At 54.1% G+C, this 25,790-nt stretch carries 24 protein-coding genes; 13 read left to right on the top strand and 11 right to left on the bottom strand.

The features are described 5' to 3' along the window. The first annotated feature begins 114 nt into the window (after nucleotides 1–114). Nucleotides 115–2,994 (top strand): excinuclease ABC subunit UvrA, encoded by a 2,880-nt coding sequence (gene uvrA / locus VE954_RS21555; protein ID WP_324956621.1) that lies wholly within the window; start codon nucleotides 115–117, stop codon nucleotides 2,992–2,994. Between the two features lies 1 nt (nucleotide 2,995). Here the strand turns inward: uvrA and VE954_RS21550 are convergent, their stop codons facing one another. Beyond that, entirely contained in the window at nucleotides 2,996–4,060 is a 1,065-nt protein-coding gene (locus VE954_RS21550) for a hypothetical protein (RefSeq protein WP_324956619.1), read from the bottom strand. Nucleotides 4,061–4,136: 76 nt separating this feature from the next. Here VE954_RS21550 and VE954_RS21545 point away from each other — a divergent pair, with 76 nt between their 5' ends. After that, a complete protein-coding gene (locus tag VE954_RS21545) occupies nucleotides 4,137–5,069 on the top strand; it encodes a hypothetical protein (RefSeq protein ID WP_324956618.1) in 933 nt (310 codons plus the stop codon). A 92-nt stretch (nucleotides 5,070–5,161) separates the two neighbouring features. On the opposite strand, the gene glpX is transcribed toward VE954_RS21545, so the two are convergent. The 3 genes from glpX to VE954_RS21530 all read right to left on the bottom strand — a co-directional run bounded on the left by glpX (nucleotide 5,162) and on the right by VE954_RS21530 (nucleotide 7,806). Then, nucleotides 5,162–6,118: a class II fructose-bisphosphatase gene (glpX, locus tag VE954_RS21540; protein WP_324956616.1), complete on the bottom strand. Its 957-nt coding sequence runs from the start codon at nucleotides 6,116–6,118 to the stop codon at nucleotides 5,162–5,164. A 171-nt stretch (nucleotides 6,119–6,289) separates the two neighbouring features. Then, nucleotides 6,290–7,006, bottom strand: a complete 717-nt coding sequence (locus tag VE954_RS21535) for a hypothetical protein (RefSeq protein WP_324956614.1) — start codon at nucleotides 7,004–7,006, stop codon at nucleotides 6,290–6,292. 140 nt (nucleotides 7,007–7,146) lie between these two features. Beyond that, on the bottom strand, nucleotides 7,147–7,806 hold the full coding sequence (locus tag VE954_RS21530; protein WP_324956612.1) for an oxidoreductase: 660 nt from the start codon (nucleotides 7,804–7,806) through the stop codon (nucleotides 7,147–7,149). Between the two features lie 68 nt (nucleotides 7,807–7,874). Here VE954_RS21530 and VE954_RS21525 point away from each other — a divergent pair, with 68 nt between their 5' ends. Then, on the top strand, nucleotides 7,875–9,149 hold the full coding sequence (locus VE954_RS21525) for an NAD(P)/FAD-dependent oxidoreductase (protein ID WP_324956610.1): 1,275 nt from the start codon (nucleotides 7,875–7,877) through the stop codon (nucleotides 9,147–9,149). Here the strand turns inward: VE954_RS21525 and VE954_RS21520 are convergent. Beyond that, nucleotides 9,141–10,376, bottom strand: coding sequence for a lactonase family protein (locus tag VE954_RS21520; protein WP_324956608.1), 1,236 nt, complete (start codon nucleotides 10,374–10,376; stop codon nucleotides 9,141–9,143). The genes VE954_RS21525 and VE954_RS21520 overlap by 9 nt on opposite strands. A 158-nt stretch (nucleotides 10,377–10,534) precedes the next feature. Next, a complete protein-coding gene (locus VE954_RS21515) occupies nucleotides 10,535–12,115 on the bottom strand; it encodes a sigma-54 interaction domain-containing protein (protein WP_324956607.1) in 1,581 nt (526 codons plus the stop codon). 429 nt (nucleotides 12,116–12,544) lie between these two features. Here VE954_RS21515 and VE954_RS21510 point away from each other — a divergent pair, with 429 nt between their 5' ends. Further along, the gene (locus tag VE954_RS21510) at nucleotides 12,545–13,750 is read left to right on the top strand and encodes a hypothetical protein (protein WP_324956605.1); all 1,206 of its coding nucleotides are present in this window, start codon (nucleotides 12,545–12,547) and stop codon (nucleotides 13,748–13,750) included. Here VE954_RS21510 and VE954_RS21505 read toward each other — a convergent pair whose 3' ends face one another. From VE954_RS21505 to VE954_RS21490, 4 genes are all read right to left on the bottom strand, one after another. After that, nucleotides 13,751–13,939, bottom strand: coding sequence for a DUF7219 family protein (locus VE954_RS21505; protein WP_324956603.1), 189 nt, complete (start codon nucleotides 13,937–13,939; stop codon nucleotides 13,751–13,753). A gap of 170 nt (nucleotides 13,940–14,109) precedes the next feature. Then, entirely contained in the window at nucleotides 14,110–14,814 is a 705-nt protein-coding gene (locus VE954_RS21500; protein ID WP_324956601.1) for a hypothetical protein, read from the bottom strand. A gap of 227 nt (nucleotides 14,815–15,041) precedes the next feature. Further along, the gene (locus tag VE954_RS21495) at nucleotides 15,042–15,299 is read right to left on the bottom strand and encodes a hypothetical protein (RefSeq protein WP_324956599.1); all 258 of its coding nucleotides are present in this window, start codon (nucleotides 15,297–15,299) and stop codon (nucleotides 15,042–15,044) included. A gap of 131 nt (nucleotides 15,300–15,430) precedes the next feature. Next, nucleotides 15,431–16,045, bottom strand: coding sequence for a hypothetical protein (locus tag VE954_RS21490; RefSeq protein ID WP_324956597.1), 615 nt, complete (start codon nucleotides 16,043–16,045; stop codon nucleotides 15,431–15,433). Nucleotides 16,046–16,133: 88 nt separating this feature from the next. Between VE954_RS21490 and VE954_RS21485 the strand changes: the two genes are divergently transcribed. From VE954_RS21485 to VE954_RS21470, 4 genes are all read left to right on the top strand, one after another. Beyond that, a complete protein-coding gene (locus tag VE954_RS21485) occupies nucleotides 16,134–17,261 on the top strand; it encodes a glycosyltransferase family 4 protein (protein WP_324956596.1) in 1,128 nt (375 codons plus the stop codon). Nucleotides 17,262–17,395: 134 nt separating this feature from the next. Continuing rightward, on the top strand, nucleotides 17,396–18,979 hold the full coding sequence (locus VE954_RS21480) for a hypothetical protein (protein ID WP_324956594.1): 1,584 nt from the start codon (nucleotides 17,396–17,398) through the stop codon (nucleotides 18,977–18,979). Nucleotides 18,980–19,000: 21 nt separating this feature from the next. Beyond that, the gene (locus tag VE954_RS21475; protein WP_324956592.1) at nucleotides 19,001–19,753 is read left to right on the top strand and encodes a hypothetical protein; all 753 of its coding nucleotides are present in this window, start codon (nucleotides 19,001–19,003) and stop codon (nucleotides 19,751–19,753) included. A 104-nt stretch (nucleotides 19,754–19,857) separates the two neighbouring features. Next, nucleotides 19,858–20,607: a hypothetical protein gene (locus VE954_RS21470; protein ID WP_324956590.1), complete on the top strand. Its 750-nt coding sequence runs from the start codon at nucleotides 19,858–19,860 to the stop codon at nucleotides 20,605–20,607. On the opposite strand, the gene VE954_RS21465 is transcribed toward VE954_RS21470, so the two are convergent. After that, on the bottom strand, nucleotides 20,604–21,296 hold the full coding sequence (locus VE954_RS21465; protein ID WP_324956588.1) for an HAD family hydrolase: 693 nt from the start codon (nucleotides 21,294–21,296) through the stop codon (nucleotides 20,604–20,606). The genes VE954_RS21470 and VE954_RS21465 overlap by 4 nt on opposite strands. Before the next feature lie 181 nt (nucleotides 21,297–21,477). Between VE954_RS21465 and VE954_RS21460 the strand changes: the two genes are divergently transcribed. From VE954_RS21460 to VE954_RS21440, 5 genes are all read left to right on the top strand, one after another. Next, nucleotides 21,478–22,188 carry a hypothetical protein gene (locus VE954_RS21460; protein WP_324956585.1) on the top strand — a complete coding sequence of 237 codons (711 nt, stop codon included), beginning with the start codon at nucleotides 21,478–21,480 and terminating at the stop codon, nucleotides 22,186–22,188. 125 nt (nucleotides 22,189–22,313) lie between these two features. After that, on the top strand, nucleotides 22,314–23,828 hold the full coding sequence (locus VE954_RS21455; RefSeq protein WP_324956583.1) for a glycine--tRNA ligase: 1,515 nt from the start codon (nucleotides 22,314–22,316) through the stop codon (nucleotides 23,826–23,828). A gap of 40 nt (nucleotides 23,829–23,868) precedes the next feature. Next, on the top strand, nucleotides 23,869–24,303 hold the full coding sequence (locus VE954_RS21450; RefSeq protein ID WP_324956581.1) for a hypothetical protein: 435 nt from the start codon (nucleotides 23,869–23,871) through the stop codon (nucleotides 24,301–24,303). A gap of 152 nt (nucleotides 24,304–24,455) precedes the next feature. Then, nucleotides 24,456–25,061, top strand: a complete 606-nt coding sequence (locus tag VE954_RS21445; protein WP_324956579.1) for a DUF4360 domain-containing protein — start codon at nucleotides 24,456–24,458, stop codon at nucleotides 25,059–25,061. 26 nt (nucleotides 25,062–25,087) lie between these two features. Next, entirely contained in the window at nucleotides 25,088–25,645 is a 558-nt protein-coding gene (locus VE954_RS21440; RefSeq protein ID WP_324956577.1) for a hypothetical protein, read from the top strand. The last annotated feature ends 145 nt before the right edge of the window (nucleotides 25,646–25,790 follow it).

Below are 25,790 nucleotides of genomic sequence, written 5' to 3'. Positions count from 1 at the left end.
GCCATAGCTGCCATCAATTAGCGCCCCCGCCCAATAAAGTCCAACGAAAACCTGCTGGATTTTTCGTTTGTACAAAAGTATGGTTGACCGGTATTTCGCATAAGGATACCTCACATGACCTCTGCCCAGCCTCAGTATGTCGCATCAGCTGCACTCGAAAGTGATGAACTTGTTGTCCGTGGCGCGGAAGAGCACAATCTTAAAAATGTTTCGATGAGTATTCCTAAAAAGAAACTGGTTGTGTTTACAGGCGTCTCCGGTTCCGGCAAATCCAGTCTCGCCTTTGACACCATCTTTGCCGAAGGGCAAAGACGCTATGTCGAGTCACTGTCATCCTATGCAAGGCAGTTTCTCGGGCAGATGGACAAGCCGAAATATGAATCCATTCGCGGCCTCGCCCCGACGATTTCCATCGAACAGAAATCGGCCAGTAAAAACCCTCGCTCGACGGTTGGCACCATCACCGAAGTGTATGATTATCTGCGTGTTCTTTATGCCCGCGTGGGCGTCCAGCATTGCTACAAATGTGGCAAGAAAGTGGGTCGGGGTGATGCGGCCAGCATGGTGCAGCAGATCCAGGAGATGCCGGAAGGCACGAAAATTCTAATCCTGGCGCCTCTCATTGAGCATCGCAAGGGCACCCATAGGGAGGTCCTTGAAGTCCTGCAATCCCAGGGCTATGAACGCGTGCGCGTCAATGGTTCGGTGGTCAGCATCACCGATGTGCAGGATCTGGCAAAACATAAAAAGCATAGCATTGAGGCCGTTGTTGATCGACTCATCGTCAAACCAGGAGCCACGTTTCGGCAAAGGCTGACGGATTCGGTGGAACAGGCCTTGAAACGCGGTCAGGGTAAAATCATTGTCCATGCCGAGAATGGCTCGGATCTGCGCATGAGCGAGGAACGCAGCTGCTGCGGGATCGCTTACCCCGAACTCGATCCGCCGCTCTTTTCCTTCAATGCTCCAGCTGGCATGTGCACCACCTGCAATGGTCTGGGTACCGTCGTCGCCATGGATGCCGACAAAGTCATTCCCGATCCGTCCCTGTCCATAAGCGAAGGGGCCATCGTGCCCTGGGCTTCCTATTTCAAAAATGGCGACAGCAAGGAAGGCGGCTGGAGTCAGGGACGCTTCAAAGCCATGCGCAAGCAATGGGGCATCGATTTCGACAAGCCCTGGTCCAAGCTCAGCAAAAAGCATCAGAATCTTATCCTGCATGGCGAACCTGGGAAATCACTGTCCGTCAAATGGCAAGGGGCCCGCAGCGAAGGCACTTGGGAGACGGAATATGAAGGCCTTTTGAAGAGTATGATGCGGCGTTATCTCAGCACGCAGTCGGAAGGCATGAAGGAGTGGTATAACAAATTCATGTCCTCGCAGGCCTGCGAAAGTTGTGACGGACAAAGGCTCAAACCGGAAGTTTTGTCCGTCCTGGTTCACGGCAAATCCATTATCGAGCTGTGCCAGATGTCGATTGAAGATTGCCGGGCCTTTATGTTGCAGCTGCAGCTCACCGAAAATCAAAGACTCATTGCCAAGGAACTGCTTAAGGAAATCCAGGCGCGTCTTAGCTTTCTGGTCAACGTCGGACTCAATTACCTCAGTCTCGATCGGAAAGGACCGACCCTCTCGGGGGGTGAAGCGCAGCGGATTCGCCTCGCATCGCAGATTGGTTCGGAGCTGACGGGCGTCCTCTATATTCTGGATGAGCCGTCCATCGGTTTGCATCAACGCGACAACCAGAAACTTCTGGGTACGCTGAAGCATCTGCGCGACCTGGGCAACTCCTTGATTGTGGTGGAACATGATCAGGAGACGATCGAGGCTGCGGATTGGATTGTCGACTTTGGTCCCGGTGCCGGTACCGAAGGTGGTCACATCGTTGCCAGCGGGCCACTCAAGACGGTCCTGAATGAACCGAAGTCACTGACGGGCCAATACCTCAGTGGCAAACGCAAGATCGAAGCCCCGCAGCAGCGCCGTCCACGCGATGAAAAGCGGAGTATTGTGATCGAGGGAGCCCAGGAAAACAATCTGCAGAATATTGATGTCAGCATTCCACTCGGGGTGCTGACCGCCGTGACCGGCGTGTCAGGCGCGGGAAAATCCACGCTGATCAATCATATTCTTTATCCAGCTCTGGCGAAAAAGCTTCATGACGCCGATGTGGAAATCGGTCGCCATAAGAAAATTCGCGGCCTGGAACACATCGACAAGGTCATCAACATCGACCAAAAGCCGATCGGCCGCACACCGCGCAGTAACCCGGCGACCTACACCAAGGTCTTTGATCTGATCCGTGATTTCTACGCCATGCTACCGGAATCCCAGATGCGCGGTTACACCAAGGGTCGCTTTTCTTTTAACGTGAAAGGCGGTCGCTGCGAGCCTTGTCAGGGTGATGGCTTCATCAAAGTCGAGATGCATTTTCTCGCCGATGTGTTCGTGCCCTGTGAAGCCTGCAAGGGTTCCCGTTTCAATACCACGACCTGCGAGATCCTTTATAAGGGTCATTCCATTGCCGATATCTTAAAACTCTCGATCCGCGAAGCCCGTGACGTGTTCAGTAAGCATCCCAAGATCATGCAGGTGCTGGATACGTTGATGGAAGTGGGTCTCTCGTATATTTCCTTAGGTCAATCCGCAACCACGCTGTCCGGCGGTGAAGCCCAGCGGATCAAGCTGGCCCGGGAATTGGCCAAGCGTGATACGGGTCGAACGCTCTATGTTCTGGATGAACCCACTACAGGTTTGCACTTCCAGGATATCGCGCATCTGCTCGATGTGATCCAGCGCCTCGTCGCAGCGGGCAACAGTGTCGTCGTGATCGAACACAACCTGGATGTCATCAAATGTGCCGATTGGGTGATAGATATCGGGCCTGAGGGCGGCAAGGCCGGAGGTGGGCTCGTGGCTCAGGGGACGCCCGAGCAGGTGGCCCAGGTCAAAGCTTCCCACACAGGTCGTTTTCTGAAGGATGTCCTGGCTTAAGTCACAAACCGATGGCGAGCGTGGGCGGCTTGGGTGCTGCGCTCTCACCCGCCACCTCGCGGAGTCGTTCGGCAAAGGGCAAACGCCCGATAGCCAATAACGCTTCAATATGCAGCAGAAGAACTTCGACCGGGGGCTTTTTCGCCAATGTCGGTAAAAGCCCACAAATAAATTCACAGAAACTATCATCGAGCCGGCTCCAGAACAACTGGGCCAGCTCCTTATTGCCGGCAAGCTTCTGCAGGACAGCCACGATCAAAGGTTCGTCAGGTCGATACATGGTCCAATGCGCAGCGCTTAAAGCCGCCTGAGGCGTCATAGGCAAGGACTTCACCAACCCTTCCACCTGCACCACCGTCAATTCACTCAGCAGGGTTTGGGCATGAAACGGCAGATCCAGATAGCGCTGCAAAAAGTTAAATCGCTCGTGCTCGAGGGCGATGCTCAGGACATCACGATTGGCATCCAGGCGGCTCAAGGCCACAAGGGTATTATCAATCAATCCAGCTTTCAAATAGCATTCAGCAGCTCGACGGTAATAGTTAAAATCCTTGTCGCCTAGCCTTTCAAAACAACGCCCCGCCTGATCCAGCTTGCCATCCCTAAGAAAATATTCGCCGGCTTTTTGAAAATAGCCGTTGCGTTCATACAGAACAGCGGCGCGGTAGGGAACACCCATGCGCAGCAGGATCCCGCAGGCTTCCTCAATGTTGCCACTGACCTCTAAAAGATCGATGGCTTTACGTTGAAAATTGATCGACTCAAAAAGTTTGGCGGCCTCCACAAACTGCTGCAGCTCGGCCAGTTCCTTGGCCCGGGCATAAACTTTTCTTTGCTCACTGGTCAGTTGTGCGAAGAGGTCGGTTTTCCGTACCACAACCTGGGAAGGCTTGGCCTGCTTCTTGCGCAGCTCCCCAACTTTTTTCTGGACTTTCGTGCTGTGAGTCGCTTGCCAGAAGAAAACCACGATGGATCGAATGAATAAATAGATCACTATCCCCGCCAGGATCGTGGCAGGCAGAAGGTATTTGGCCAAAACTCCCAGATCAAGGATAGGTATTTTCACAGATGCATGCACCTCACGATTGCTTTTTCATGCCGAGGCCATTACCTTTTTCTTTTCTTTTTTGAAAAAGGATCTGATGATGAAACTTTCTGCCAAATGCGTGCTCCTGTCTGCTTCCGCCGTTGCAATGCCAGCCCTGGCCCAGGAACAGGGTGCTGCCTTCGAAAACTTTCTTTTGTCCAGTCCCTCTATTGTATCACCTTCTCAATACTATCAGGTAAAGGGGGGCCGTTTTGAGGCTCTGGCGGGTCTTGTCAACGGCACTGCGGATTCCAAACCCGCAACGAGCGAAGCAGATATCAGCGGCCAGAACCTCGCTGCCGGTTATGCACAAGCCTTGAGTAGCCAGCTTGTATTAGGTGCGGATGTGCATTACGTCACGTCCGAGCTGGAAAACGCTGGCGCTGAATTCACGGGATCAGAAACCGAAATCAAGCCTACCGTGGCATTTTCCCTTAACCCCATGTTCAGCCTGGGCGCTTCCATCAATATCATCAGCGGTGAGGACGAGGCCCCAGCTGGCTCGGAATCCTACAGCTATAACACATTTACTGTAGGTGCTACTGTGCATCAGGACCTGTGGGAAGCCTCTCTGGCTTTGACAACGTCCAACGAAGATGAAGATAAGCCCAATGCCAACGCGGCCCAAACCATCAGCCTGCATGGTCGTTACAAAATTATGCCGGTCCTGGCGCTCGGTCTTGTCTTTGATCAAGCCGATTACGGCGGCATCGAAGGACCCACCCAAACGCTGGAAACAGAAACCACTTACGGCGTGATTTTGGAATCAGCCGTCAGCGACAATTCCCGCGTGGAAGTTGCGTTCCTGTCGGTTGGCAATGAGAGTGGCAACGAGGACTCAGATGCGACTCAGATCTTCCTGAGCGGTGGCTTTGATTTGGCTCCTGCCATGGAATTGGGTGGTCAGCTTGCATTCTCGAGTGGTGAATCAGATACCAGTGAATACAGCTTCAATAGCTATGCGCTGACTCTAAGCATGCATAACTAAGAAGGCCTTCCAGCCTTGATGAGACTCTGCCATCAGTCATCATGGGGCTGTTGGCAGAGTCGCCCGTTCATGGTCACTGCAAGTCCGTACTGTTACCAGCCGTAGTTGGGCTTGGTCGCAAAGTGATGACGGCTGGTGATCTCGCGGATGGTTCCCGTTTGCGAACGCATCACGATCGAATGCGTGGTCGCTCCGTATTGCGTATAGCGCACGCCACGGAGATAGGAACCGTTGGTCACGCCCGTGGCAATGAACATCACATTCCCTTTGGCCAGATCTTCAATGCCATAGACTCGATTTTCATCGGTGATACCCATGGCCTTGGCACGCGAGCGTTCCGTATCCTTACGGAATTGCAAAATGCCCTGAATTTCGCCGCCCAGGCAACGCAGAGCCGCGGCTGCGATCACACCTTCTGGTGCCCCGCCAACGCCCATCAGAACGTCGACACCGGTGCCGGAATCAGCCGTGGCAATCGCCGCGGACACATCACCATCGCCAATCAAACGAATACAGGCACCAGCCTGCCGCACTTCGCCGATCAATTCCTGGTGACGGGGGCGATCGAGAATAATGACGGTCAAGTCCTGAACCTTCTTGCCCATGGCTTTCGCAATGCGCTGCAGATTCCAGGTTGGCGTTTCTTTGATATCGATAACGCCACGCGCCGCGGGGCCAACCGCCAATTTTTTCATGTAAGTGTCAGGGGCATGCAGGAAGTTGCCATGCTCAGCAGCCGCAATAACGGCCAAGGCTTCGCTGCCACCTTTGGCAGTAATCGAGGTGCCTTCCAGAGGATCACAGGCGATATCAATCATAGGGCCACCTTTGCCCACTTTTTCGCCGATATAAAGCATGGGCGCTTCATCGCGCTCGCCTTCACCAATTACGATTGTTGCGTCAATTTGCATGGAGTCAAAAGCGCTACGCATGGATTCGACAGCTGCGTGATCCGCCGCGTTTTCATCTCCGCGTCCCACCCAGCGAGCCGCTGACAAGGCCGCCGATTCGGTCACACGCACAAATTCCAATGCCAAGTTACGATCCATAGCCCGTTTCCCTTCTTGAAGACCTACGAAAATGTGAACTCCAGAACAGTTCCTAGCTGATCTGTCGAAAGGAGTCAAATATCAGGGAGCAAGGTGGATACAAGCGCGTCCGTCACCGATCCACGTTCCGGTGGCTTTATCGCATATTGGTGTGCACGGCTGTTGTCTGGCTTATTCGCCAGTCAGGCGATTGATCAAGAGGGCGCGATCTTTGCGAAGGTCGCGTTGTTCCTGCAGGCTCAGGCTTCCATTTTGGTCTGTATCATAGCGACCGAGAACGTTTTCCCAGGATTTCACCAGCAGGCGACGTTGATCCTGGGCCGAAGATCGATCCAGCATGGTCCTGACTGCCGGCCCAATATCCCGTAAAAAGTCGACACATTCATCCAACTGCACCAGTTCATCATGCCCAGCGACACGGGCGAAGAGTGCTGACTCAAAGGCATGCGGGACTTTGTCACTGCCCCCACCCAGGAGTGAAGGATCCAGTTTCAAATTGGCAAATTCACTTTCGGAAAAACTACCGTCGCGATCCGCATCACCGTGTGCAAACAGGGACTGGGCCATGAGCTGCAGACGTCGATCGGTGAAATTCGCAAGATAGTCAAAAGCGGAAACCGTGGCCGGTGCCACCGTTACGCCGATACCAGGTTCCACGGTGGGGCTGGGGTTTTCCTGAGAATACCGAAACACCAGTTCCAGGTAATACGCAGCAAAGAAAGCCTCGTCTGGTCCGACCACACCCTCAGAGGCATCACCCTGCGCACTCTCAAGGGCGGGCTCCTGACGCGTGACGGTTTCGTCCTGAGATTTTTGCGGTCCCTGACATGCGGCCAGGAAGGCAAAACTCAGCAGAAGGGAACCGGTGTGTCGATTCTTGATCGCCATGGACTAAGACTCCTATGTCTACATACTTATCGGAGCCCCCGTCCAGAAATCCAATCCTTCCCTTGCCCTGTCTGACTTTGCAAGAAAAATCATCAGCCTGCCGCCCCGCCCATTCCGGAAATTTCATTTCTTTCGTCCGATCAGGATTGATCAGGCTGGGCATGCATGTCGCGGTTCTCCATAATCCGCGTCCCCGGTATTCCCGCCAGAGATTGCTGCACCATCACCTGCGCAACATCCTTGGCATCAATGGGTTTCCAGGTTTGCAGAAAACGCGGATAATAGGGTTCAACAAAGCGATAGGCCGCAGCCGAAAAATGCTCAAAGGGTCGCTTCTCCTCCCGCTCACCGAGCAGGAGCGAGGGTCGGTAGATCACCAGAGTTTCAAATCCCAAAGTCTTCAAGTCCTCTTCCATCCGGCCTTTGGTCTGAAGATAAAACGTCTTCGATCGCGCGTCCGCCCCAAGTGACGAGACCACATGCAGCTGTTTCACGCCTTTTTGTCGAGCAACGCGGGCAAAGCGTACGGGCAGATGCCAATCGATTTCCGCGAAAGCCTCCTGGGACCCCGCCTTGCGAATCGTGGTGCCGAGACAGCAGAACGCAACATCCGCCTGTATTTCGCTCCAGAGAGCGTCCATATCAGACATGGGCCCAATGCGCTCCGTCCATTTTTTCACCTGCGGCGCCTGCGATCGGCGACCGATGCTGGTCACATGCGTATAACGCGGTTCAGCTAAAAGCTCTTGAATGACACAACCCCCAACCAGTCCTGTAGCTCCGACGATCACGGCCTGCATGGTTCACCCCGCTGTAGCCTCAATTGGCGATCTAGTTTACAATAACCAGGACGACCTTGGGAGATAATATGACGAAACACGTGATCATCGTCGGGGCTGGATTTGCCGGTCTGAACGCTGCAAAAAAATTGGGGCGAATGAAAGACGTTCGCGTCACCCTGATCGATAAGCGCAACCACCACCTGTTTCAGCCTTTGCTCTATCAGGTGTCCACGGCTGCTTTGAGTCCTGCTGATATCGCGGTTCCCATTCGGGCCGTGCTGGCCGGCTATAAGAACACCAGCGTCCTGCTTGGACATGTGGATAAAGTGGATCTCGCCGCTAAAAATCTTGTGATGGATGGTCAGGTCTTTACCTATGACTATCTGATTTTGGCGTGTGGAGCCAAGCACAGTTACTTTGGGAAAAATGAATGGGAGAGTGATGCCCCTGGTCTTAAGACCCTGGAGCAGGCCACTGAAATTCGGCGCCGTATTCTGCTGGCCTTTGAGATGGCGGAACAGGAAAAAGACGCCGAAAAACAGAAAAAAGCCCAAACTTTTATCATCGTCGGTGGCGGTCCTACGGGAGTGGAGATGGCGGGATCTATCGCCGAACTCAGTCGTCATACCTTCGCGCAGGATTTTAAGAATTTTAATCCCGCGCGCACCCGGGTCATCCTGATTGAAACCGGTCCGCGCATTCTCGCATCGTTTGCGCCGACGTTGTCCGAGAAGGCCACCGAGGATCTGGAAAAACTCGGCGTGCATGTATGGACCAATTCACGCGTAACCAACATCACCGCCGAAGGTGTTTTTATCGGCAATGAGTTTGTCGCGGCCTCCACTGTGGTTTGGGCTGCAGGCGTGGCACCAACCGGGGTGAATCAAACGCTCGGTGTGGCCCTCGATCGCGGCGGCCGCGTGATGGTGGAGAGCGACTGCAGTCTGAAGGATTTTCCCGAGGTCTTTGTGCTGGGTGATCAGGCACACTTTCCCGGGCCAGACGGCAAACCTCTGCCAGGTCTTGCTCCTGTGGCGAGTCAGCAGGGTAAATATGTGGCCAAAGCCATCAAGTCCCGACTCAAAGGAGCGCCGATCGAAGCTTTCCGCTATCTCGACAAAGGCGCGATGGCCACCATTGGTCGCAACAAGGCCATTGCGGAAATGGGTCCGATCAAGCTGCACGGAATTATTGCCTGGCTCGCGTGGCTTGTGGTTCACATTTATTATTTGATTGGTTTTAAAAATCGCCTGCTGGTCTTCATGCAGTGGGCCTGGTCGTATGTCACCTATAAAAAAGGGGCACGCCTGATTCTGAATAAGGAATGGCGAACCCACACAACGCCCAAGGATTTATCGTAAGCGCGTGGTCTTATATCGATTCAAATCGATGACCTCAACAAACTGGGCAACGGGAAAACTGGTCGGTTGCCCCCGCGCCGTCAAAGCTCCGGTCTCTGGATTCAATTCCAGAACCGTAACCGTTCCTGAGTCCTGGTTCGCGGCCAGAAGCCATTTGCCATTCGGAATAATGGAAAAATGCCGCGGAACGGTTCCGCCCGTGGGTGTGACACTCTTATAGGTCAGTGTTCCATCGGGATTGACGGTGAATAAAGCTATCGTATTATCACCCCGATTGGACGTGTAAACAAATGACCCCAAGGGGTGCACCTGCACCTCGGCTCCGGTGTTATTCCCGCCAGCTACCGGACGGGTCGACAACGCGGTGCCCAGAAGTTTGAGCTGCTGCGTGGGCGCTTCCAGACTGACCGCCTGAATCGTACTATTCAACTCCTTCAAAACATAAGCCCAGGGATTCTTCGGATGGAAGGCCATATGCCTCGGTCCGCCGGTCAGGAGATTCAGATTCGGTGGCGTCAGAGCGGTCAACTGTCCGGTCTGGGTGTTCAACGTATATTGGGCCACATAATTGGATCCCAGGCACGGCACGTAAACAGCCGTCCCTGAAGGTGCACTGAGAATCTGATGCGCATTCTGTCCCGCAATCGTGCTGGCCAGCGCGGGTCCCAGACGTCCATCGGGTTGAATCGCAAAACTATTGATTTCCCCGGTCCCGTAATTCGCCGTCATCACATACTTGCCGGTGAGATCCACACTCACGTGCGTGGGCCCACCGCCGTTGACTGATATCTCGTTGAGTTTGGTGAGTTCGCCATTGTCGGGATTGATTGAAAATGCCATCACCGCACCGGTTCCACTTTCGTTGGTCACGTAAAGCCAGGGTGAGGTCGGATGAAAGGCCATGTAACTCGTCACGGCACCTGCGAGCGGCACATTTTTCAAAGGGAGCAGGTTCCCGGCCGGCACTTCGAATTTATAGATTCCAATCTGGCCGCTGCCTCCCCCAATATAGGCATAATATCGAGGTGGCAAGGTGGGAGCGGGTGTCGGGCCGGGCTGTTGTCCATCCCCAGGCACAGGCTTGGTGACCACATCTGAGGTCGCAGGCGGAGCATCGGGATTGAGAGCAGGGGCCGGTGCACTTCGCGAACTACTGCCATTCTTCTGACAAGCCGGCGTGCCTAGCACGATGAAACCCAGGGCCCAACAGCACATGCGATCGCTCATCATCATTCCTCCTTTTTAAGGCATGATCATGGCACAGAATGAAAGTTCAGGGAATCGTCAGGGTTGGGGACAATACCGAAGGAGGGAGTTACCAGGCGGTGGCATCCTTCTGTTTAACCAGAGAGGGAATGCCACCGCGCTGAAAAAAGGACAGAAAATCAGGAATTCGGTTTGCGGAACTTGCGAGGATCGAGGTTGTATTTTTTAGCTCGCAGACCCATTACACGTTCAGTCAGGCCCAGTTCACGGGCTGCTTTTGCCATATTGCCTTTGCTGGCTTTCAGCGAATCCAGGATCAATTCACGTTCCATCGACTCAAGGGTCGTCTTCAGGTTGTTGCCAGTTTCAACGCCCGTGCTTTCGGCGATTTGAAGACTGGGGGGAAGGTGATGTCCACGGATGACGCCTTCGTTACTCAGCAGAACGGCGCGTTCCATGCAGTTTTCAAGTTCACGAACATTCCCTGGCCAATGATAGCTGGTGAGCATGTCGATGGCAGGCGTCGAGATACGACGAATATTCTTGTTGTGCACCTTGCGATACTTTTCGATGAAGAAATCGGTCAGGGGCATCACATCCGTCTTGCGTTCGCGCAAGGCCGGCACATGAATAGGGAACACATTCAAACGGTAGTACAGATCCTGGCGGAACTGAGCCCGTTCGATCATCTCTTCCAAATTGCGGTTGGTCGCCGCGATCACTCGAACGTCCGTCTTGATGGTGGAAACACCGCCGAGGCGTTCAAATTCACGTTGCTGCAAAACACGGAGGAGCTTGATCTGGGTGGTCAGCGACAGATCGCCAATTTCATCCAGGAAAATGGTGCCGCCACTGGCCAGTTCGAAACGACCTTTCTTCTGCGTATGCGCGCCGGTGAAAGCCCCACGTTCATGGCCGAAGAGTTCGCTTTCCAAAAGGGTTTCCGGCAGTGCCGCGCAGTTGACCTTGATGAAAGGCTTGCCGCGACGCACGCTGTTGCGATGCAATGCGTCCGCAATCAGCTCCTTGCCCACACCGCTTTCACCGAGGATCAAAACGGTGGTGTCGGTATCGGCGACCTGTTGCATCAGCTCGAACACCCCCACCATGGCTTTGGAGTTACCTATGATAGGCGAACGATCGAACTTCACCTTATCAAGGGTCGGCAACGAAGTTTGGGGAGCGGCTGGGTCTTGCTGCTGGTCGGGATAAAAGCGATTAATCATACCCGATTGGGCGATCATGGAAGTCAGGACGGACAGGAAGGATTGTTCGGTCTTGGGTTCGAAGCTGCCGTAACAAACTTTGACTGCGGTCAGAGTTCCCATTTTCCGTTCGTTGAATTTAATGGGATGACTCAAAACATAGAGCTGAACACCGCGATCGACTTCGAAGGTACTGTGGAATCGGGAACCTTCGAAGTTGGGGACTGGAACCATTTTCGGTCTCCAGTTTCGAAGCACATCCTGATTCGCCATCTGAATCGCTTCTTCCACCTGGGGGTCGATGGGCTTTTCCCCACCAGGTGCACGAATTTCCTTGCCGATGTCGATGACACCATCGAGGAAGTTGATCCGACCAAGAACCAGATCACAGTGCCTTTCCAGCGAACCCAAAATTTCTTTGAGTCCATCCACGAACCCTGCACTCTTCTCGAGGTTGACTGCCGCCATGCGCAGAACATCGAGCTGTCGTTCCCGGCGAATGCGATCTTCTGAGTGCTGAAGCAAGATCGACGCCGCCTGACTTCGGGGATTCATCCTACCCTCCCTTTCTTGCAAAAAGTTCAAACTTTTTGACAGTACGCGAGCTTTGAAAGATCTTCACATCCGTATGTGTTGAGCCGGTTATATCCCGATTTTTCCTCTTGAACACTTTCTTTATGTAAAAAAATGACGAACTAAGCCACTCAAAAACCTACGTTTCCGTACAAAAACACTTGTGAGCGCACATTGAGAACACTCATTTACGTCAAAAAGTCATAATTTGATGCAATTCTGTAGGAAATTTGTAGAAAAATTTCATCCCGGTGCTCAATCGCGAACACCAGGCCTTCCGACATTTCCGTGGGATGACTGACGAAGTTGAATTTTTTGAAAAGACTCTCAACTTCTCAGTAATTCCGCCGTAAAGCCCTGTGCTGACATACGCGAGAAAAGATGTATCATAAGGGATTTTTGCTGATGTGCATGCAACAGACGCGCCTCACCCTTGGCTCCAATCCATTGACAATCCAGGCTTTGCTGTCTCGAAACTTTCTGTTCGTGGCCCTGTGCTGCAGCATGGTGTTCGTCACCTCCTGCGGACGATCCTCCAAAAAAGGCAAGAACACGGCGGTTCCGGACCGTTATTTTGTATTGGGTGATCCTAAGGTTATGCTCGAAGGGACCAGCGGTGATCAGGATAGTTTTCTGACCAGCAGCACCCTTTCCAACTTCAATGACTACACGCTCGCTGGGTTCACTGTCTTCGCCCCCAAGGTGGATACGACCACGATCGATACCATCGATAGCCAGGACGAATTGGAAGACCAGAATAGTACTGAGAATTCCGAGACGGGCAGCGAACTGAGCATCTATAGCTTCGAGCAGAATGGTGACAAACTCTATTACCGAGCCCAAGGTTCAGGCTTCACGGATTACCCTGTTCTGGAATTCACAGAAGTGAATGGTCGCTGGGATATCACAGAGGTGAGCGAGGATCCTGTCGTTGCGGAACATTATAGTGTCTCGGCGGACCAACGGATTTTCAGTATTTTGATCAGTGATTCCGATGAGCTTGGCAACTATCTCGGGGCCATGACCTTCACGCGGGTCGATGGCCAGCAGAAGGCCTTCCCTCAGCGCGATAATACCTATCAGTATATCGCTGGCGCTGGCGTGGCGATCGGTTGGGCTCAACCGGTGAAGGTTTCCATCTGTGGAGATCTCAGTGCGGCCGACCAGGCGACCTTCCGTAAATCCGTCACCGACTGGAGCCTTTCGACCGGCGATGCAAGCGGGACGATGGGGGGGCTGACTTATGACGTCGAAATCGTCAAGAATCCCAAACCTTGGAACGATGTGAATCAGCATTGCATCAACCTGGTGCGAAGCTATCGGCTGGAGACCCAGGAGGACCTGGCTGTTTTCGGAGTGACGATACCGGTCGTGGATTTTCAGAATTACAGCATCGTCGATAGCCAGATCTTCATATTCCACGATGCGCTGGACAAGTTCAAAGAGACCTATCTGCTGACAGCCACCCATGAGGTGGGTCACTTCTGGGGTCTGGGGCATGAATTCAGCCGGGGCGTTCGCGGCGAAACTCTGCATCCCTCGATTATGGGCTATGAAGGTGTGAGCACGATCACGAGCTGGGATGCAGCTGCGATCCTTGCGCTCTATCCGCGTTGATCAGTCGCCGCTCTTGTCGTCATCAGGATCTTTATTATCCTTGGGATAAAGGGCCTTCTTGGCCTTTTTCAATTCTTTCCACCTGGCCTTGATCTGCTTGTAAGCCTCCTGCGGCGTGATTTTGCCGCCAGCTTCCAAGGCACAGACGATGCCGACATCGCTGGCGAAATGCTGCAAACTTTCCTCCATAATGGAGTCCTTTGCATCGTGCTTTCCGTCTTTATGAACCACTTTGTTCCCCCGAGGGCGCTTCCGTCCAAATAAAAAATTGAAATACTGGGCCTCCTGCTCGTGCAGCCAAAGCGCAACGATGAGAGTCCTTGTCCCAACCTAACCGAAAGGGGAAGGGATTTCCACGATCAAAGCTTTGATTCTACACTGTGGGCAAGGCCGGGCAAAAAGCCGCGTTCAATCCGACGAAGCAGTCGGTTCCAAGTATCCGCTTCACGGCTGCTCCAATCGATGAGCTGAACGGCTATATAGGAAAAGGTTTTGAATTCTTCGTAAGCCTGGTAGGTGCGCACGATGCGCGCCAGGGGTTGCACGGATTCCGGCAGCCAGAGGCGAGCGACATCCAAGCGCAAGGGAAAGGCGGTATCGTTAGGCATGCTGACATAGTTACTTCCCTGGACCGACCGCAGCAGCAGACCCGAGCGGGAGATATCAACGGATTCAAGCATCTCCAGATGTTCCCGACCAGGCCAACGGGCTTCCACGTAGATCCTGGGGTTCACAGGGCAGCGAGGAAATTGCAAACGGCGCTCGCTGGACGCATCAGGGGCAAGAAGTCGATCGAGTTCCATCAAGCAGTCGAGGCAGCTCAATCGATAGCGTTTGATCATGGGACCTTGATCGGGGCGGACAGGCGGCAGAATCTCCGCAACCCTAAGCGGAATGCGGCGCCCCTCGGCCTCCATCACCAGATAGTCATGGCTACTCAGATTTTCCGATGTCAGAATTCCGACGGTGCAGGCCGACACTTCATAAAGCTGGTAGTTCAAAGGCGCGTTGGTTGCGATCCAGCGCAAAGGGTAAGGGGCCTCATCGGTCCTTGTCCATTCCATGCGTTCTCCTCCAGTCCGCCTGGGACGTGAGGACTTTCGGTCCCTGGTCCGGCTGACTTAATGCATCGACAAAAGGCCTGCAGTCTTGAGGATAATCCCGATCTCTATTGCACGCGAATGTGTGCGGGTGGGGTTCCCTGGTTTATTTCATGGCAGCAGAGCCTTGGTCCGTTGAAATAGAAAAGGCCCGGACAGAGCCAGGCCTTGGATTCTTGGGGACAGGGAACTTATGCCAAACGCAGCGGCATCATATCGGAACCGTTGCCTTCGCGCGACTCGCCTTGTGCAGCATTCATGGCAACGACATCGTTTCCATAAAGCTCCTGCAGGGCGTGAATGTCCTTCTGAATGATAGGACGTGGCGGAAACCAACTCGCATAACTGTTGAAACTTGCCAGCTGTTCTCCACCGCGCATGCGACGAAGAATGTCGGCGTTGCGTTCCTTGCGGAGATTGCGGCTTTTTATTTCAGTGACCTTTTTCATATGACCCCTCTCCTGCGAACTTGATAAGGAGTCTATCGGCAGCCTCGGTATCAACTTTAATCAGGAGCGCAGGGTCGGCTATTTATGTCAATGAAATCAAAGTCTTAAAATCTTACTTAAAAACCGAATATTCAGAGGCCGGCTTGGACGCCAAGCAGGAAACTTGTATTTGTCGCGTCACCATCACGCTTGAAAAGTGCCGGATCTATGCCTGCTGGCAGGTCTTTTACCTCGTCGAAACTCAATTCGCGGGTACCCTGCTCGACTTCCAGCATCACACCCAGGCGGAAGAGGAAGTTGTACTTGGCACCGACGTTGATATAAGTCCCCGATGGCTTGTACGCAAGCTTATACTCCTGGCCGGCGGTTTCCGCAGTGGCCACGTAAGCGCCCGCGATGGTGTAGCCGAGTTTGCCATAAAATTGCAGACCGCCCAGATCGATCGGCAGCCAGGCTTCGACTTCCAGACCCACTTCAAATCCATCAAGGGACTTGTAGGCGAGTTTATCCGACTTGTCCCAGTTGATTTGACTCAAGGAGAGACCGAAGCCAACCGGCACCAGGGGAATGGGATCCAGGTGAGCGGCAACTTTCAATTCGGTTCCGGATTCGGTGTTGCTTACGCCTCCGAATTTAAAATCGGTCGAACGTTTGCCCGTCAGAACCTGAGCATCAAACAGGGCCCACGCGGGGCTCGCAAGCAGAAAGGGAACGATCAGGAGCAGTGCCAGACAGCGTTGCTTCATCGAAAAAACCTCCGCAGGGTGGAAAAAGGTGTTGTCCCCTGTTTCTATCATGAATACGATGCCGCAACAAGCGAAGTCGAGGGGATGAATGCCTTTCAAAGTTTTGCACATCGATAGCGAAAGCACCTGGCGTGGGGGAGAAAACCAAATTCGCCTCCTCCTGCAATCGGTGCAGAATGAAACATGGCAGTGGCATCTTGCAGCGCCACCCGGCAGTGAAGCGATCGCGCGCCTGTCGCATCTGGCCCAAACCCTGGCGGTGCCGATGCGTGGAGCACGTATCCTGACCGCAGCCTTCGCGGTTGCCCGCTATGTTCGTCAGCATGGGATTCAGCTCATCGATTGTCAATCGGGGCGCGCCCACAATCTGGGTCTATTCGTGAAAAAACTTTGTCCCGATGTGAAGCTCGTGGTCCATCGTCGGGTTGATTACCCACCAGCCCCCGGCTCCTGGCACCGACGCAAGTACCTGCATCCCTCCATCGACCGGTACATCTGCATTTCCAGTGCCATCCAGCGTATTCTTGCTGAGTTCGGTGTGCCCGGCACACGTCTCGCTTTGGTGCGCAGTGCTGTGGATGCGGGACCATTTCAGGGCATCGATCGAAGGGAAGCTCGGCGTTTTTTGGCTGCGGAATGGCAGATTCCACCTGAAAAGACTATTATCGGCAACCTTGCTTACATCACCGAGCAAAAGGATCATGCAACGTTGATTCGGGCTTTGGCTGTGGTGCGCGACCGAGGTTTGCCTTTTTTCGCTTATATTGCTGGTGATGGAGCCCTGCGATCGGCGGCCGAAGCTCTGGCGCTTGAACTCGGCCTTGGTCAGGATCGTTTACGCTTCCTGGGTGTTCGTCAGGATGTCGCCCAGCTGCTCGCGGCCACTGATATCTTCGCCCTCTCATCGCAGGACGAAGGGCTCGGCACAAGTCTGCTCGATGCCGTGCATAGCGGGTGTACACTGGTCGCAACCGCCGTGGGTGGGATACCTGAAATCATTCTCCATAATCAAACAGGCCTTCTGGCCCCAGCCAAGGATTTTCAAAAATTCGCCGATAATCTGGAGCGCCTTCTGCGTGATCCGCCGTTGCTTGAAACGTTGCGGCAAGGAGCGACCGCGCACGTCGCCCGTGAATTCTCTTTGCAGTCCATGGTCCAGGGCAATCTCCGCGTCTATCAAGAGCTGTTGAGCGGGCCGTCTTTCCCGCACAAATGAATTAGCCAAATTAACCAAAAAACACGCTGCTAAACTGCTTGCGAGCAAGGGCAGCGTGTGCCATAACCTCTGCCTGTACAATCCCAGAATCAGGTGCCGCCCGTCTCTCCGCGCCCCGGTAAGGAGAATTTCCAATGAAGAAAAAATTGGCTTGTCTATCGGTCTGTGTTCTTGCCTTGGTGGACGTCGCCTGTCAGCCCAGGACGCGCACCAAAGTCGTGACCGTGGCAGCTCCCGAAGCCCCCGCACCGAAGGTCAGCGAACCGCTGGTATTTAAGACGCAAACTTACGGATCTCCTCTGTCTTTGGCCCTGGCGGATGCTGGTTGTGAGACGCGCTCGGAAGCTCAAGCGATCAGGGGTTCAGCCGTCCAAGGCGCGTGGTTTGGATATCAGGATACGGAAGAGGAAACGATCGCCATCACCACAAAAATCCTGGATAGCCGCACCTTCGAACGCGAGCTCACCAACAAAACGGATATGCGCTACACTGTCCAGGGCGAACGCCAGGAACTGAAGGTTTGTGCCCCTTTGGCTCCAGACGGCAGTCTGGAAGCGGTGGCCTTGCAATTGAAGAAAGCGGTGGAGGATTCTTTTGCGTTCTACAAAAAACTTCAGGACGTGACGCCTCTGCTCAAACTCCCGAGCATCCCACCGATCGGTCTCGGCCTTTTTCCCAAGTATAAAAAGGATGTGAAGCGCGTTGAGGAAACCATCCGCATGGATGGAACGAAAACCCAAACAGCCACTCAGACCGTTACGATTCAAACCGATAACGCGTTCTATTCCCCCTTCGCCGATGATACGCTCAGCCCGGAACTCTATGCGATCTCGGTAATCCCGCAGAGTGCCGAAGCCAGGCAGGATGGAATCTTCAACGGCAGAGGGCTTTGGGAATTCCCGGTGGTCATTCACCATGAATACGGGCATCACATTTTTCAAATTCTGTTTGGTGATTCCACTGTGGTCAGCTTTCAGGCTTACCTGGATTACTGGCAATCGCATCGTCAATTGCATGCGATCCACGGCGCGCTCGATGCCCAGGACCGTTCGGGCAATCCGGAAATCCACAAGGAACGTCGCGCGTTTCTCTCCAGTCCCGGTTATATCTTTGGCTCACTGAATGAAGGCTTTGCAGATCTCTTCGCCCACTACAGCATGAAAGAGGCCAAGGGGCTCTTTGATATTGACTGCTTTAAACAGACCCGCGATGTCCAAAGTCCGGTGATGTATGGCGGCCTGCCCAAAATATGGGATACCACGCTGTGGCGTGAAACCTTTGACATCAGCGTGCGCTTGGGAGCCGATACGGTCAACAAGAATGAAAGCTCACCCCTGGAGCTTTGCAGCATTCCTTCTTTTGATGATATCCATGTGGTCGGCGCCGTGCTCGCGCATACCGTGGATGCCGTGTTTCAAACCACGGTCGCGACACGCGCCCCGGGTGTAACACCAGCATTGCATAAGGCTGGGCTTCTCATGCAGTGGTTGCAGGACCTGCGGGCGAGTGATGAAGTGCTCGAACTCAGCAGCAAGCAAACCCTGAGCCGGATCGTGAATAGTGCCCTTGGAACCGCCCTGACAGCACTTGGCAAGCATGATAAGATGGAATTCTGTACTGTGGTTCGCCAAAAATTCCCCATCGTGCTGAGCCGCTGGCAGGATAAGCCAGCTGAAGACGCCGCAGGAATTTTGGAGGCCTGTCAGTCAGCCCCATGAACCTTGCCTAAAGGTGAGCTGATGCGCATATGGCTTGTCCTCGCCCTTGTTTTCGCCGCACGTGCCCCAGCCGGCACCCGCACAGAGCAATCCTTCAAAGATCCCGTTACCGGCAAATCGGGCCTTTACACAGCCGCCTTTGCCGAACGTGCCGCCCCCAATAGCCACGGCCTTTTGCTATTTTTTCATGGTTCCGGTAACACCCAGGGTTACGCGGGTTCGTTTGAAACTCTGGAGGCGGCTGGCCGCGAATTCAATCTGATCCCCGTGGCTCTGCAGGCGCCCAACCAGGCCATCACCTGGCCTGAAGGTCCGAATGCACCCAACAACCGGCATGTGGAATACGTCGAGTCGTTTCTGAATCGCGAAATTTACGCCAAGCATTCGGCCGTGGATCGTCGGCGTTTGATTCTCGTGGGTTTCTCCGCAGGCTCGACCTTTCTGAGCGGCGATTTTCTAACAGCTGGCATTCGCCAATATCAGGGTGGAGCCGTCATGCTCTGCGGTGGTGGTGGACCGGTGCGCATGCCACCTGATGTTTTTACCAAACTCTCCAGCGTGGAAGCGAATCATTTCCCTTTGTATTTTCTGATTCAGAAAAAGGATTTTCTTTATCCGCAAACCATGCAAGGCATCGCCTATTGGAAGAATCGTCAGGCCAAAGTCCAGGCCGAGACCCCCGAGGGGGGCGGGCACTGTGCTTTTGATTTCGCGACCGAACTGAGGCGAGGCATCCGTAAAATAGGTGATTTTTCCCGCTCCGGCGGTCGTTAATGAACCTGGGATTTTCCCATAAGATCATTGCGTTATGCAGTCGCATCAATCCCTTCCCCCTGGTCACCGATAAGTTTATTAGACACTCATACCGGGGATGACATATGAAATACGCGACAGCGGTCAGCCTCCTCGTTTTCAATCTGGTGGCCTGCGATCGAAATAATTTCACCAGCAAAACTCCTGCGGGTGACATCACCACGGTGCCCACGGAAGTCGTTGAAGAAGAAGTGCCCGCAGCAACCGACAACGCCGAAAGCCAGCCCCAAAGCCAGGCTGGTGGCGTACCGGGTGGACACTTCGATCTGGATACTTCGACCGAAACCTATGCGTTCAACGCGGGCACCACGATTCGTCATGTCCATGAATACGATGATAAATTCAGCGTGACAGGCGTGGATTACTTTAAGCTGCTCGACAGCAAGTTTGTCGATCCCACCGAAGCCGTGGCGGCCGATCTATCGTTCAAAATTATCGTGGCCAATGCCCAGCTGTCCCCAGGGGCCCGCGTGGTCATCAACGGCCAATCCCATCTCGTCACGGAATGGCAGAAACGCAGCCAATCGGGTGATCTGCCGGTGTACAGTTTGAGTGGGGCTCCGGGCACCCAGAAATTAACCGCTTTGGCCCTGACCTTTGATCCACAAAAACCCATCAGCTCGCAATTGATTCCGACTGTCACGGACCTGGTTCGCAGCAACGCTCCTGGGCCAGGCCAGACCTATCGCGCCGGGGCCTTGACCATCCAGATCATTGACGCCAAAACAGGCCAGATCGATCCCGCCTTGGGCGTGGCGAAAATTGGCGTCCCGGGCATGCTTTGGGAATCCACTGTGTTTTGGCACAAGGATTAAATCCGACCTGTGTGAATCAGCTCCCAGATCGTCTCCAGACCGGATAAATCATCATGAAAATAATCCGGTAACGCTTCATCGATAGCGGACCTTTCCACAGGTCCTGTTCCCACGATCAGAACATCCGCTCCAATCGCTCGGGCGCACCGCACATCCGCGGGCGTATCACCAATAATAAGTACTTCATGCGGTCGCAGTTCACCGCCTCGCAGGCGGACGGCCCGACGATAAGCTTCCGCCGCGATTTCCGCACGATCCTCATGATGATCACCAAAACCGCCAAAATCAAAATACGGCCAAAGCTGAAAGGCATCGAGTTTGATCTGCGCACAGCGCTCAATGTTACCCGTCAGCAGTCCCATCAGATGCTTTTGACCTTCGCGCAGCCTTTGCAGCAGCTCGCGCACGCCGGGCAAAAGAATGGGGGCCCGGCTTTGCAAGGCGTCCTGAAAATAATCGGCATAGAGGTTCAGAAATTTCTGTCCCGCGTCCGGATCCCATGGAATCCCATGCCGCTCAAAAAGTTCCCGGGTGATCGACTGATCCGTACGCCCGCCGAAGTTGATATCCACAAAGGGCTGCTCGATCGCATAGAGCTGATTCAAAGCCTTGGCCAAAGCTGCCTTGCCGGCACCTCCTGCGCGCACCAGGGTACCATCTATATCAAAAAGCAGGACGCGGTAACTCATGCCTGGCTGACTCCTCGTTTTGTAAGGGACGGGTTATCCCTCGCACCCGCCCCAGTTTAGCTCGACTTTTTGCCAAATCTCAAACCTGGAAATGGACCCCTGCACTCAATTCGAGCAAATTTTGACCGAAGGAAGAATTACGATTTGCAAAAGTCTCCCACGGCGTGACAGGAGGTCCGAGATGGGATTGAGACACCGTACAGCCGTCAGCATGATACGCATGCAACGGCAACAATCCGAAGCCAATGCCAAGAGCGTCACGGGTAAAAGTCCCCTGCGTTCAGCCCGCAGCGTCTCTTTCAGCCAGATTGACCCTGCTCGGGATCCACGCCGGCATCATCTGAGCACTCCCTTGCATCGTCATGATCAGGAAGATAGCCTGCGCCTTTTGCAGCGTCTGCGTGAGGCTTTGCATCCCTGGTCGAACCAGCAGACACAGGCCAGCAAGGAATATGAATCCTTGCAGGATGAATTGATGCGACTGTCGCAGCATATAGCCCAGCAAAAAACTCAAACAACCGCTGAAATATGGGATGATCAGGCCGCTCCTTATCATTACGCTGCTGACGAAGGCCCGGATAGCCTGCCCTATCGCACCATTAAGATCGTGACCACCGGGACGCAACCGATCGAACGACTGGATGTCACGCCGATGGACCTCAGTCGCTATCGTCAGGCTATTCAGGAAACACCGGCCCCGGCCCGTAATTTGACTTTGGTTCCAGCCGATAAGACTCCAGCGCCCGAGCCCAAGGACTTGCTCATTGGCGAGGAGGTTCAACTCGGCCAGGCCACGGCAAACCTGACTCAACAATCCCTGGCATCCCGGGGCCCCAGCAGCACCCGCATCGCCATTAGCCCTGAGGTGGCCCTGAGCCTGCTCGACACTTAAGTCGGCGCGACTCGTCAGACTGGCCACCACAGTCTTCCCTCCCTCCGATTCCACCTTGAGCTCTCATCGGGAACAGTCTATCTTTTCCCTTTTCGAGTCTTATCAGCCAGGCAGGAGTCGCAGCTTTGAACGAATTGGACCTCATGACAAAAATCGTATCTCTCTGCAAACGCCGCGGCTTTGTATTTCAAAGCTCCGAAATCTACGGTGGCCTGAAGTCGTCCTATGACTACGGTCCACTCGGCGTCGAGTTGAAACGGAATATTGCCGCCGCCTGGTGGCGTTCGATGGTTTACGAGCGCGATGATATCGTCGGGATCGATGCCTCGATCATTATGCATCCCAAGGTCTGGGAGACATCCGGTCACGTCTCCGGTTTTTCCGATCCTTTGGTCGACTGCTTCAACTGTAAAGAGCGCTTCCGTGGTGACAAGGCCCCGCGCGCCGAAGTTGGCAGCGAAGTCGTTTTTCAAGAAGGCGGCAAATCATCGGGCAAAAAACTGAAAGGCACCGTGGGCGCCATGGGTTATGTGTGCCCGGTCTGCGGTTCGTCCAATTTGAGTGAAGAGCGGCAGTTCAACGGCATGTTCCGCACCACCCTCGGTCCTGTGGATCCGCTCGCCGATTTTTTCAAAGAGATCAAAGAAAAAAATCTCGATGAACGCGAGATGCGCACGAAATATGAAGAGTGCCTGAAACGTTCCCTGGTTTATCTGCGGCCTGAGACCGCGCAGGCGATGTTTGTGCAATTCTTGAATGTGCAGCAAACCACATCGATGAAAGTTCCCTTTGGGATTGCCCAGCAGGGTAAATCTTTCCGCAACGAAATCGTCGTGGAACATTTTATTTTCCGTTCCTGCGAATTCGAACAGATGGAAATGGAATTCTTCATCGAGCCCGGCACGCAGGATCAGTGGCTCAAATACTGGACCGACGAGCGCATGACCTGGTACCGCAAATATGCGAACAGCTCGGAGAGTTTCCGCCTGCGTCAGCACGAGAAAACTGAGTTGGCCCACTATTCCGACGATTGCTACGATGTCGAGTATCTTTATCCCTGGGGTTGGGGTGAGCTGGAAGGCATCGCCTCCCGCACGGATTACGATTTGAAGCGTCATGGGGCAGCCACCGGTTCCAAGCTGAGTTACTTCGATCAAAACAAAGCCGATCCGGAAACAGGCAAGCCCGGCTGGCGTTACGTGCCCTACGTCATCGAACCCGCGGCAGGCCTGACCCGTACAGTTCTGGCCATGCTGCTCGACGGCTATTGTGAAGAGAAAAGCGTCGATGCCAACGGTCAGGAGAAAGTCCGCGTCGTCCTCAAGCTGCATCCGGCCTTGGCCCCTATTAAAGCCGCCGTGCTGCCTTTGGTCAAAAAAGATGGTCAGCCGGAAAAAGCCGAAGCCATTGCCAAGGAATTGCGTCGCGCCGGACTTAACGTCAGCTTTGACGACGCCCAGAGCATCGGCAAGCGCTACGCCAAGCATGACGAGATTGGGACCCCCTACTGTATCACGGTCGATACCCAGACCCTGGACGATCAAACGGTTACCCTGCGCGATCGCGATACGGCGCAACAGGAACGCTTGACGATCTCTGCGGCCATTGCCAAAGTAGTGGAAGCCTGTCGTCATCCTTGATAGCTGTTCCGCGCCGCGATTGTTGCGCCAGGGAGGGAATTTGAATAGACGTCCCAATAATCAACAGGGTTCCGGGCCCGGGTCTGGATCCGGGAATCAGGATCGCAACCGCAATCGTCGTCGTCGCGGAGGAGGCGGTGGTGGCAATCAGCAGGGTAGTGGCGGTGGTGGCCAACGTCCCCAACGCCAGGCTGGAGAAGCTCAGGCCCCCGTCGAGATCGCGCGTACGGCACCGCCCGTCATGCGACGTTATGGGATTATCTTCTATGATAATCACGCCCAGGCTCGCGAGGACATGGCCAATCTTCTGGAAAAATCCAAGGAGGTTGACCAGCTGAACATCGTCATCCGCGCCGAGGGAACAATGGACGATCCCGAACTTCTCAAATATGGGAAGATTTTCGCCGGTGAGGCCTGGCATTTGATTCACCGCCGTCGGGTCGATGATAAGTGGTACGACGAGCCTCACGAGTGACATCGAGCCCCCACCTATATAGAGAGGATGGGGGTAAACGTGAATCGCATCATATCCCCGCAGAACTTCCCAGCCCCTATCAGTTCAAAGTTTCAGCACTTCAGGAGATAACTGTTTCATCAGAACAACGAATTCTCTTGAGGAAAAAAGTCATGATGAAACAACTGATCGCCTTGGCCGCTCTCGCTTCCAGCTCCGCTTTTGCTTCTGGCTGGGTCAGCCATGGTCGCCTGCAGGTCAATGAAGACAGCATCAAGTTCATCGGCAACGGTTGCAGCGCAGACGACTCGTTTGTCAGCTTCAACGGTGACGGATCCTTCGATCTCGTGTTCACTAACCTGGAAGCAGCGGCTCAAGGTTCGCGCGTCAACAAAGTGTGCCAGTTCAAATTTGATGGCCGTATTCCTGCTGGTCATACTTTCACATCCAGCAAAGTCGGCGTTGCCGGTATCTCCGATATCAAATCGGAAGACGGCGCCACGACTGCCACGCTGCGCCACACCCTGGGCGGCAAAGTCGGTGAAGCCGCTATCGCGAGCTACACCTATGATTCTCATGCCGACGTGAAAGACGTTCTTCTGGAACAACAATTCAACTTCGCCAAATATGTCTGGAATCCTTGCGGCAAGGAAGTCACATTCAAGTCGACGATCGCTCTGAACGCTGCTGGCGAAAACGCAGCCATCAATATTTCTGAAGCCGCCCATAACGGCAAGACTTACTCGGTCCGTTACTACCTGACCTGGAAGCCTTGCTGAACCCCTGTTGACCACGGAGGTCGAACATGAGCCTTACAAGTATCGGCATCATCGGTTTGATCGGGACCGCGGGAATGATCCATGATCCCTCGCGCGTCCGCCTCCTGGGTCCCTTGTGCAGCAAATTGGATAGCACGGCGGTCAAGTTCGATGACGAGGGACGTCTCGTCATCGATCTGTCCAGCCTGCCTCCCCTGACCAAAGACCGTCGCAAGGCGGTCTGTCAAATCAAGGTTCCTTTTCACGAAGGTTCCCGGATGATGGCAGGATCGTGGCAGATGGATGCTCAGTACAAAGCCGCCGACGGCAGCAAAGTCCTCTCCACCGTCCGTTTCAGCGGCGTGGGTTCCGTGGGCAAAGCGCGCCTTTGGTCGATCGATGAGCCTTCAACGGATCCATTGAGCTGGAAGGAGTCATATGAGATTCCCGATGACGGCGTGGATGAAGATGAACTCAAGATCACCTGGACCAGTGAAATCCAAATGCCAGCTGAGGGAACCCCTGCTCCCGAGAATAGTACGGGTCCCAGCTTCCAGTGGAAGCAAATGATGGTCGCTCCCGTTCCGCCCGAAGCTCCGCAATAAGCCCCTCTATTCGGCCTGTCCTCAGGGCAGACCGGGCTTTCCCCCCTGTCCAAAATTCAGTGACTCGATGTCCAAGCCCTAATCACTATCCCAAAAAAACCTCAAGCCCGGTCAGAATTCTGATCACCCTCCCTATCAATTCAAC

It is taken from the genome of Oligoflexus sp. (assembly GCF_035638955.1).
Lineage (GTDB): Bacteria > Bdellovibrionota_B > Oligoflexia > Oligoflexales > Oligoflexaceae > Oligoflexus.
Note: the sequence above shows the minus strand (reverse complement) of the source record. Positions and strands in the feature narration are given on the sequence as shown.

Bases quoted from the DNA above. Each gene is read 5' to 3' on its own strand.
- uvrA (WP_324956621.1), top strand. From the start codon at position 115: ATGACCTCTGCCCAGCCTCAGTATGTCGCATCAGCTGCACTCGAAAGT.
- VE954_RS21545 (WP_324956618.1), top strand. From the start codon at position 4,137: ATGATGAAACTTTCTGCCAAATGCGTGCTCCTGTCTGCTTCCGCCGTT.
- glpX (WP_324956616.1), bottom strand. From the start codon at position 6,118: ATGGATCGTAACTTGGCATTGGAATTTGTGCGTGTGACCGAATCGGCG.
- VE954_RS21535 (WP_324956614.1), bottom strand. From the start codon at position 7,006: ATGGCGATCAAGAATCGACACACCGGTTCCCTTCTGCTGAGTTTTGCC.
- VE954_RS21530 (WP_324956612.1), bottom strand. From the start codon at position 7,806: ATGCAGGCCGTGATCGTCGGAGCTACAGGACTGGTTGGGGGTTGTGTC.
- VE954_RS21525 (WP_324956610.1), top strand. From the start codon at position 7,875: ATGACGAAACACGTGATCATCGTCGGGGCTGGATTTGCCGGTCTGAAC.
- VE954_RS21520 (WP_324956608.1), bottom strand. From the start codon at position 10,376: ATGAGCGATCGCATGTGCTGTTGGGCCCTGGGTTTCATCGTGCTAGGC.
- VE954_RS21515 (WP_324956607.1), bottom strand. From the start codon at position 12,115: ATGAATCCCCGAAGTCAGGCGGCGTCGATCTTGCTTCAGCACTCAGAA.
- VE954_RS21510 (WP_324956605.1), top strand. From the start codon at position 12,545: ATGCAACAGACGCGCCTCACCCTTGGCTCCAATCCATTGACAATCCAG.
- VE954_RS21505 (WP_324956603.1), bottom strand. From the start codon at position 13,939: ATGGAGGAAAGTTTGCAGCATTTCGCCAGCGATGTCGGCATCGTCTGT.
- VE954_RS21500 (WP_324956601.1), bottom strand. From the start codon at position 14,814: ATGGAATGGACAAGGACCGATGAGGCCCCTTACCCTTTGCGCTGGATC.
- VE954_RS21495 (WP_324956599.1), bottom strand. From the start codon at position 15,299: ATGAAAAAGGTCACTGAAATAAAAAGCCGCAATCTCCGCAAGGAACGC.
- VE954_RS21490 (WP_324956597.1), bottom strand. From the start codon at position 16,045: ATGAAGCAACGCTGTCTGGCACTGCTCCTGATCGTTCCCTTTCTGCTT.
- VE954_RS21485 (WP_324956596.1), top strand. From the start codon at position 16,134: ATGCCTTTCAAAGTTTTGCACATCGATAGCGAAAGCACCTGGCGTGGG.
- VE954_RS21480 (WP_324956594.1), top strand. From the start codon at position 17,396: ATGAAGAAAAAATTGGCTTGTCTATCGGTCTGTGTTCTTGCCTTGGTG.
- VE954_RS21475 (WP_324956592.1), top strand. From the start codon at position 19,001: ATGCGCATATGGCTTGTCCTCGCCCTTGTTTTCGCCGCACGTGCCCCA.
- VE954_RS21470 (WP_324956590.1), top strand. From the start codon at position 19,858: ATGAAATACGCGACAGCGGTCAGCCTCCTCGTTTTCAATCTGGTGGCC.
- VE954_RS21465 (WP_324956588.1), bottom strand. From the start codon at position 21,296: ATGAGTTACCGCGTCCTGCTTTTTGATATAGATGGTACCCTGGTGCGC.
- VE954_RS21460 (WP_324956585.1), top strand. From the start codon at position 21,478: ATGGGATTGAGACACCGTACAGCCGTCAGCATGATACGCATGCAACGG.
- VE954_RS21445 (WP_324956579.1), top strand. From the start codon at position 24,456: ATGATGAAACAACTGATCGCCTTGGCCGCTCTCGCTTCCAGCTCCGCT.
- VE954_RS21440 (WP_324956577.1), top strand. From the start codon at position 25,088: ATGAGCCTTACAAGTATCGGCATCATCGGTTTGATCGGGACCGCGGGA.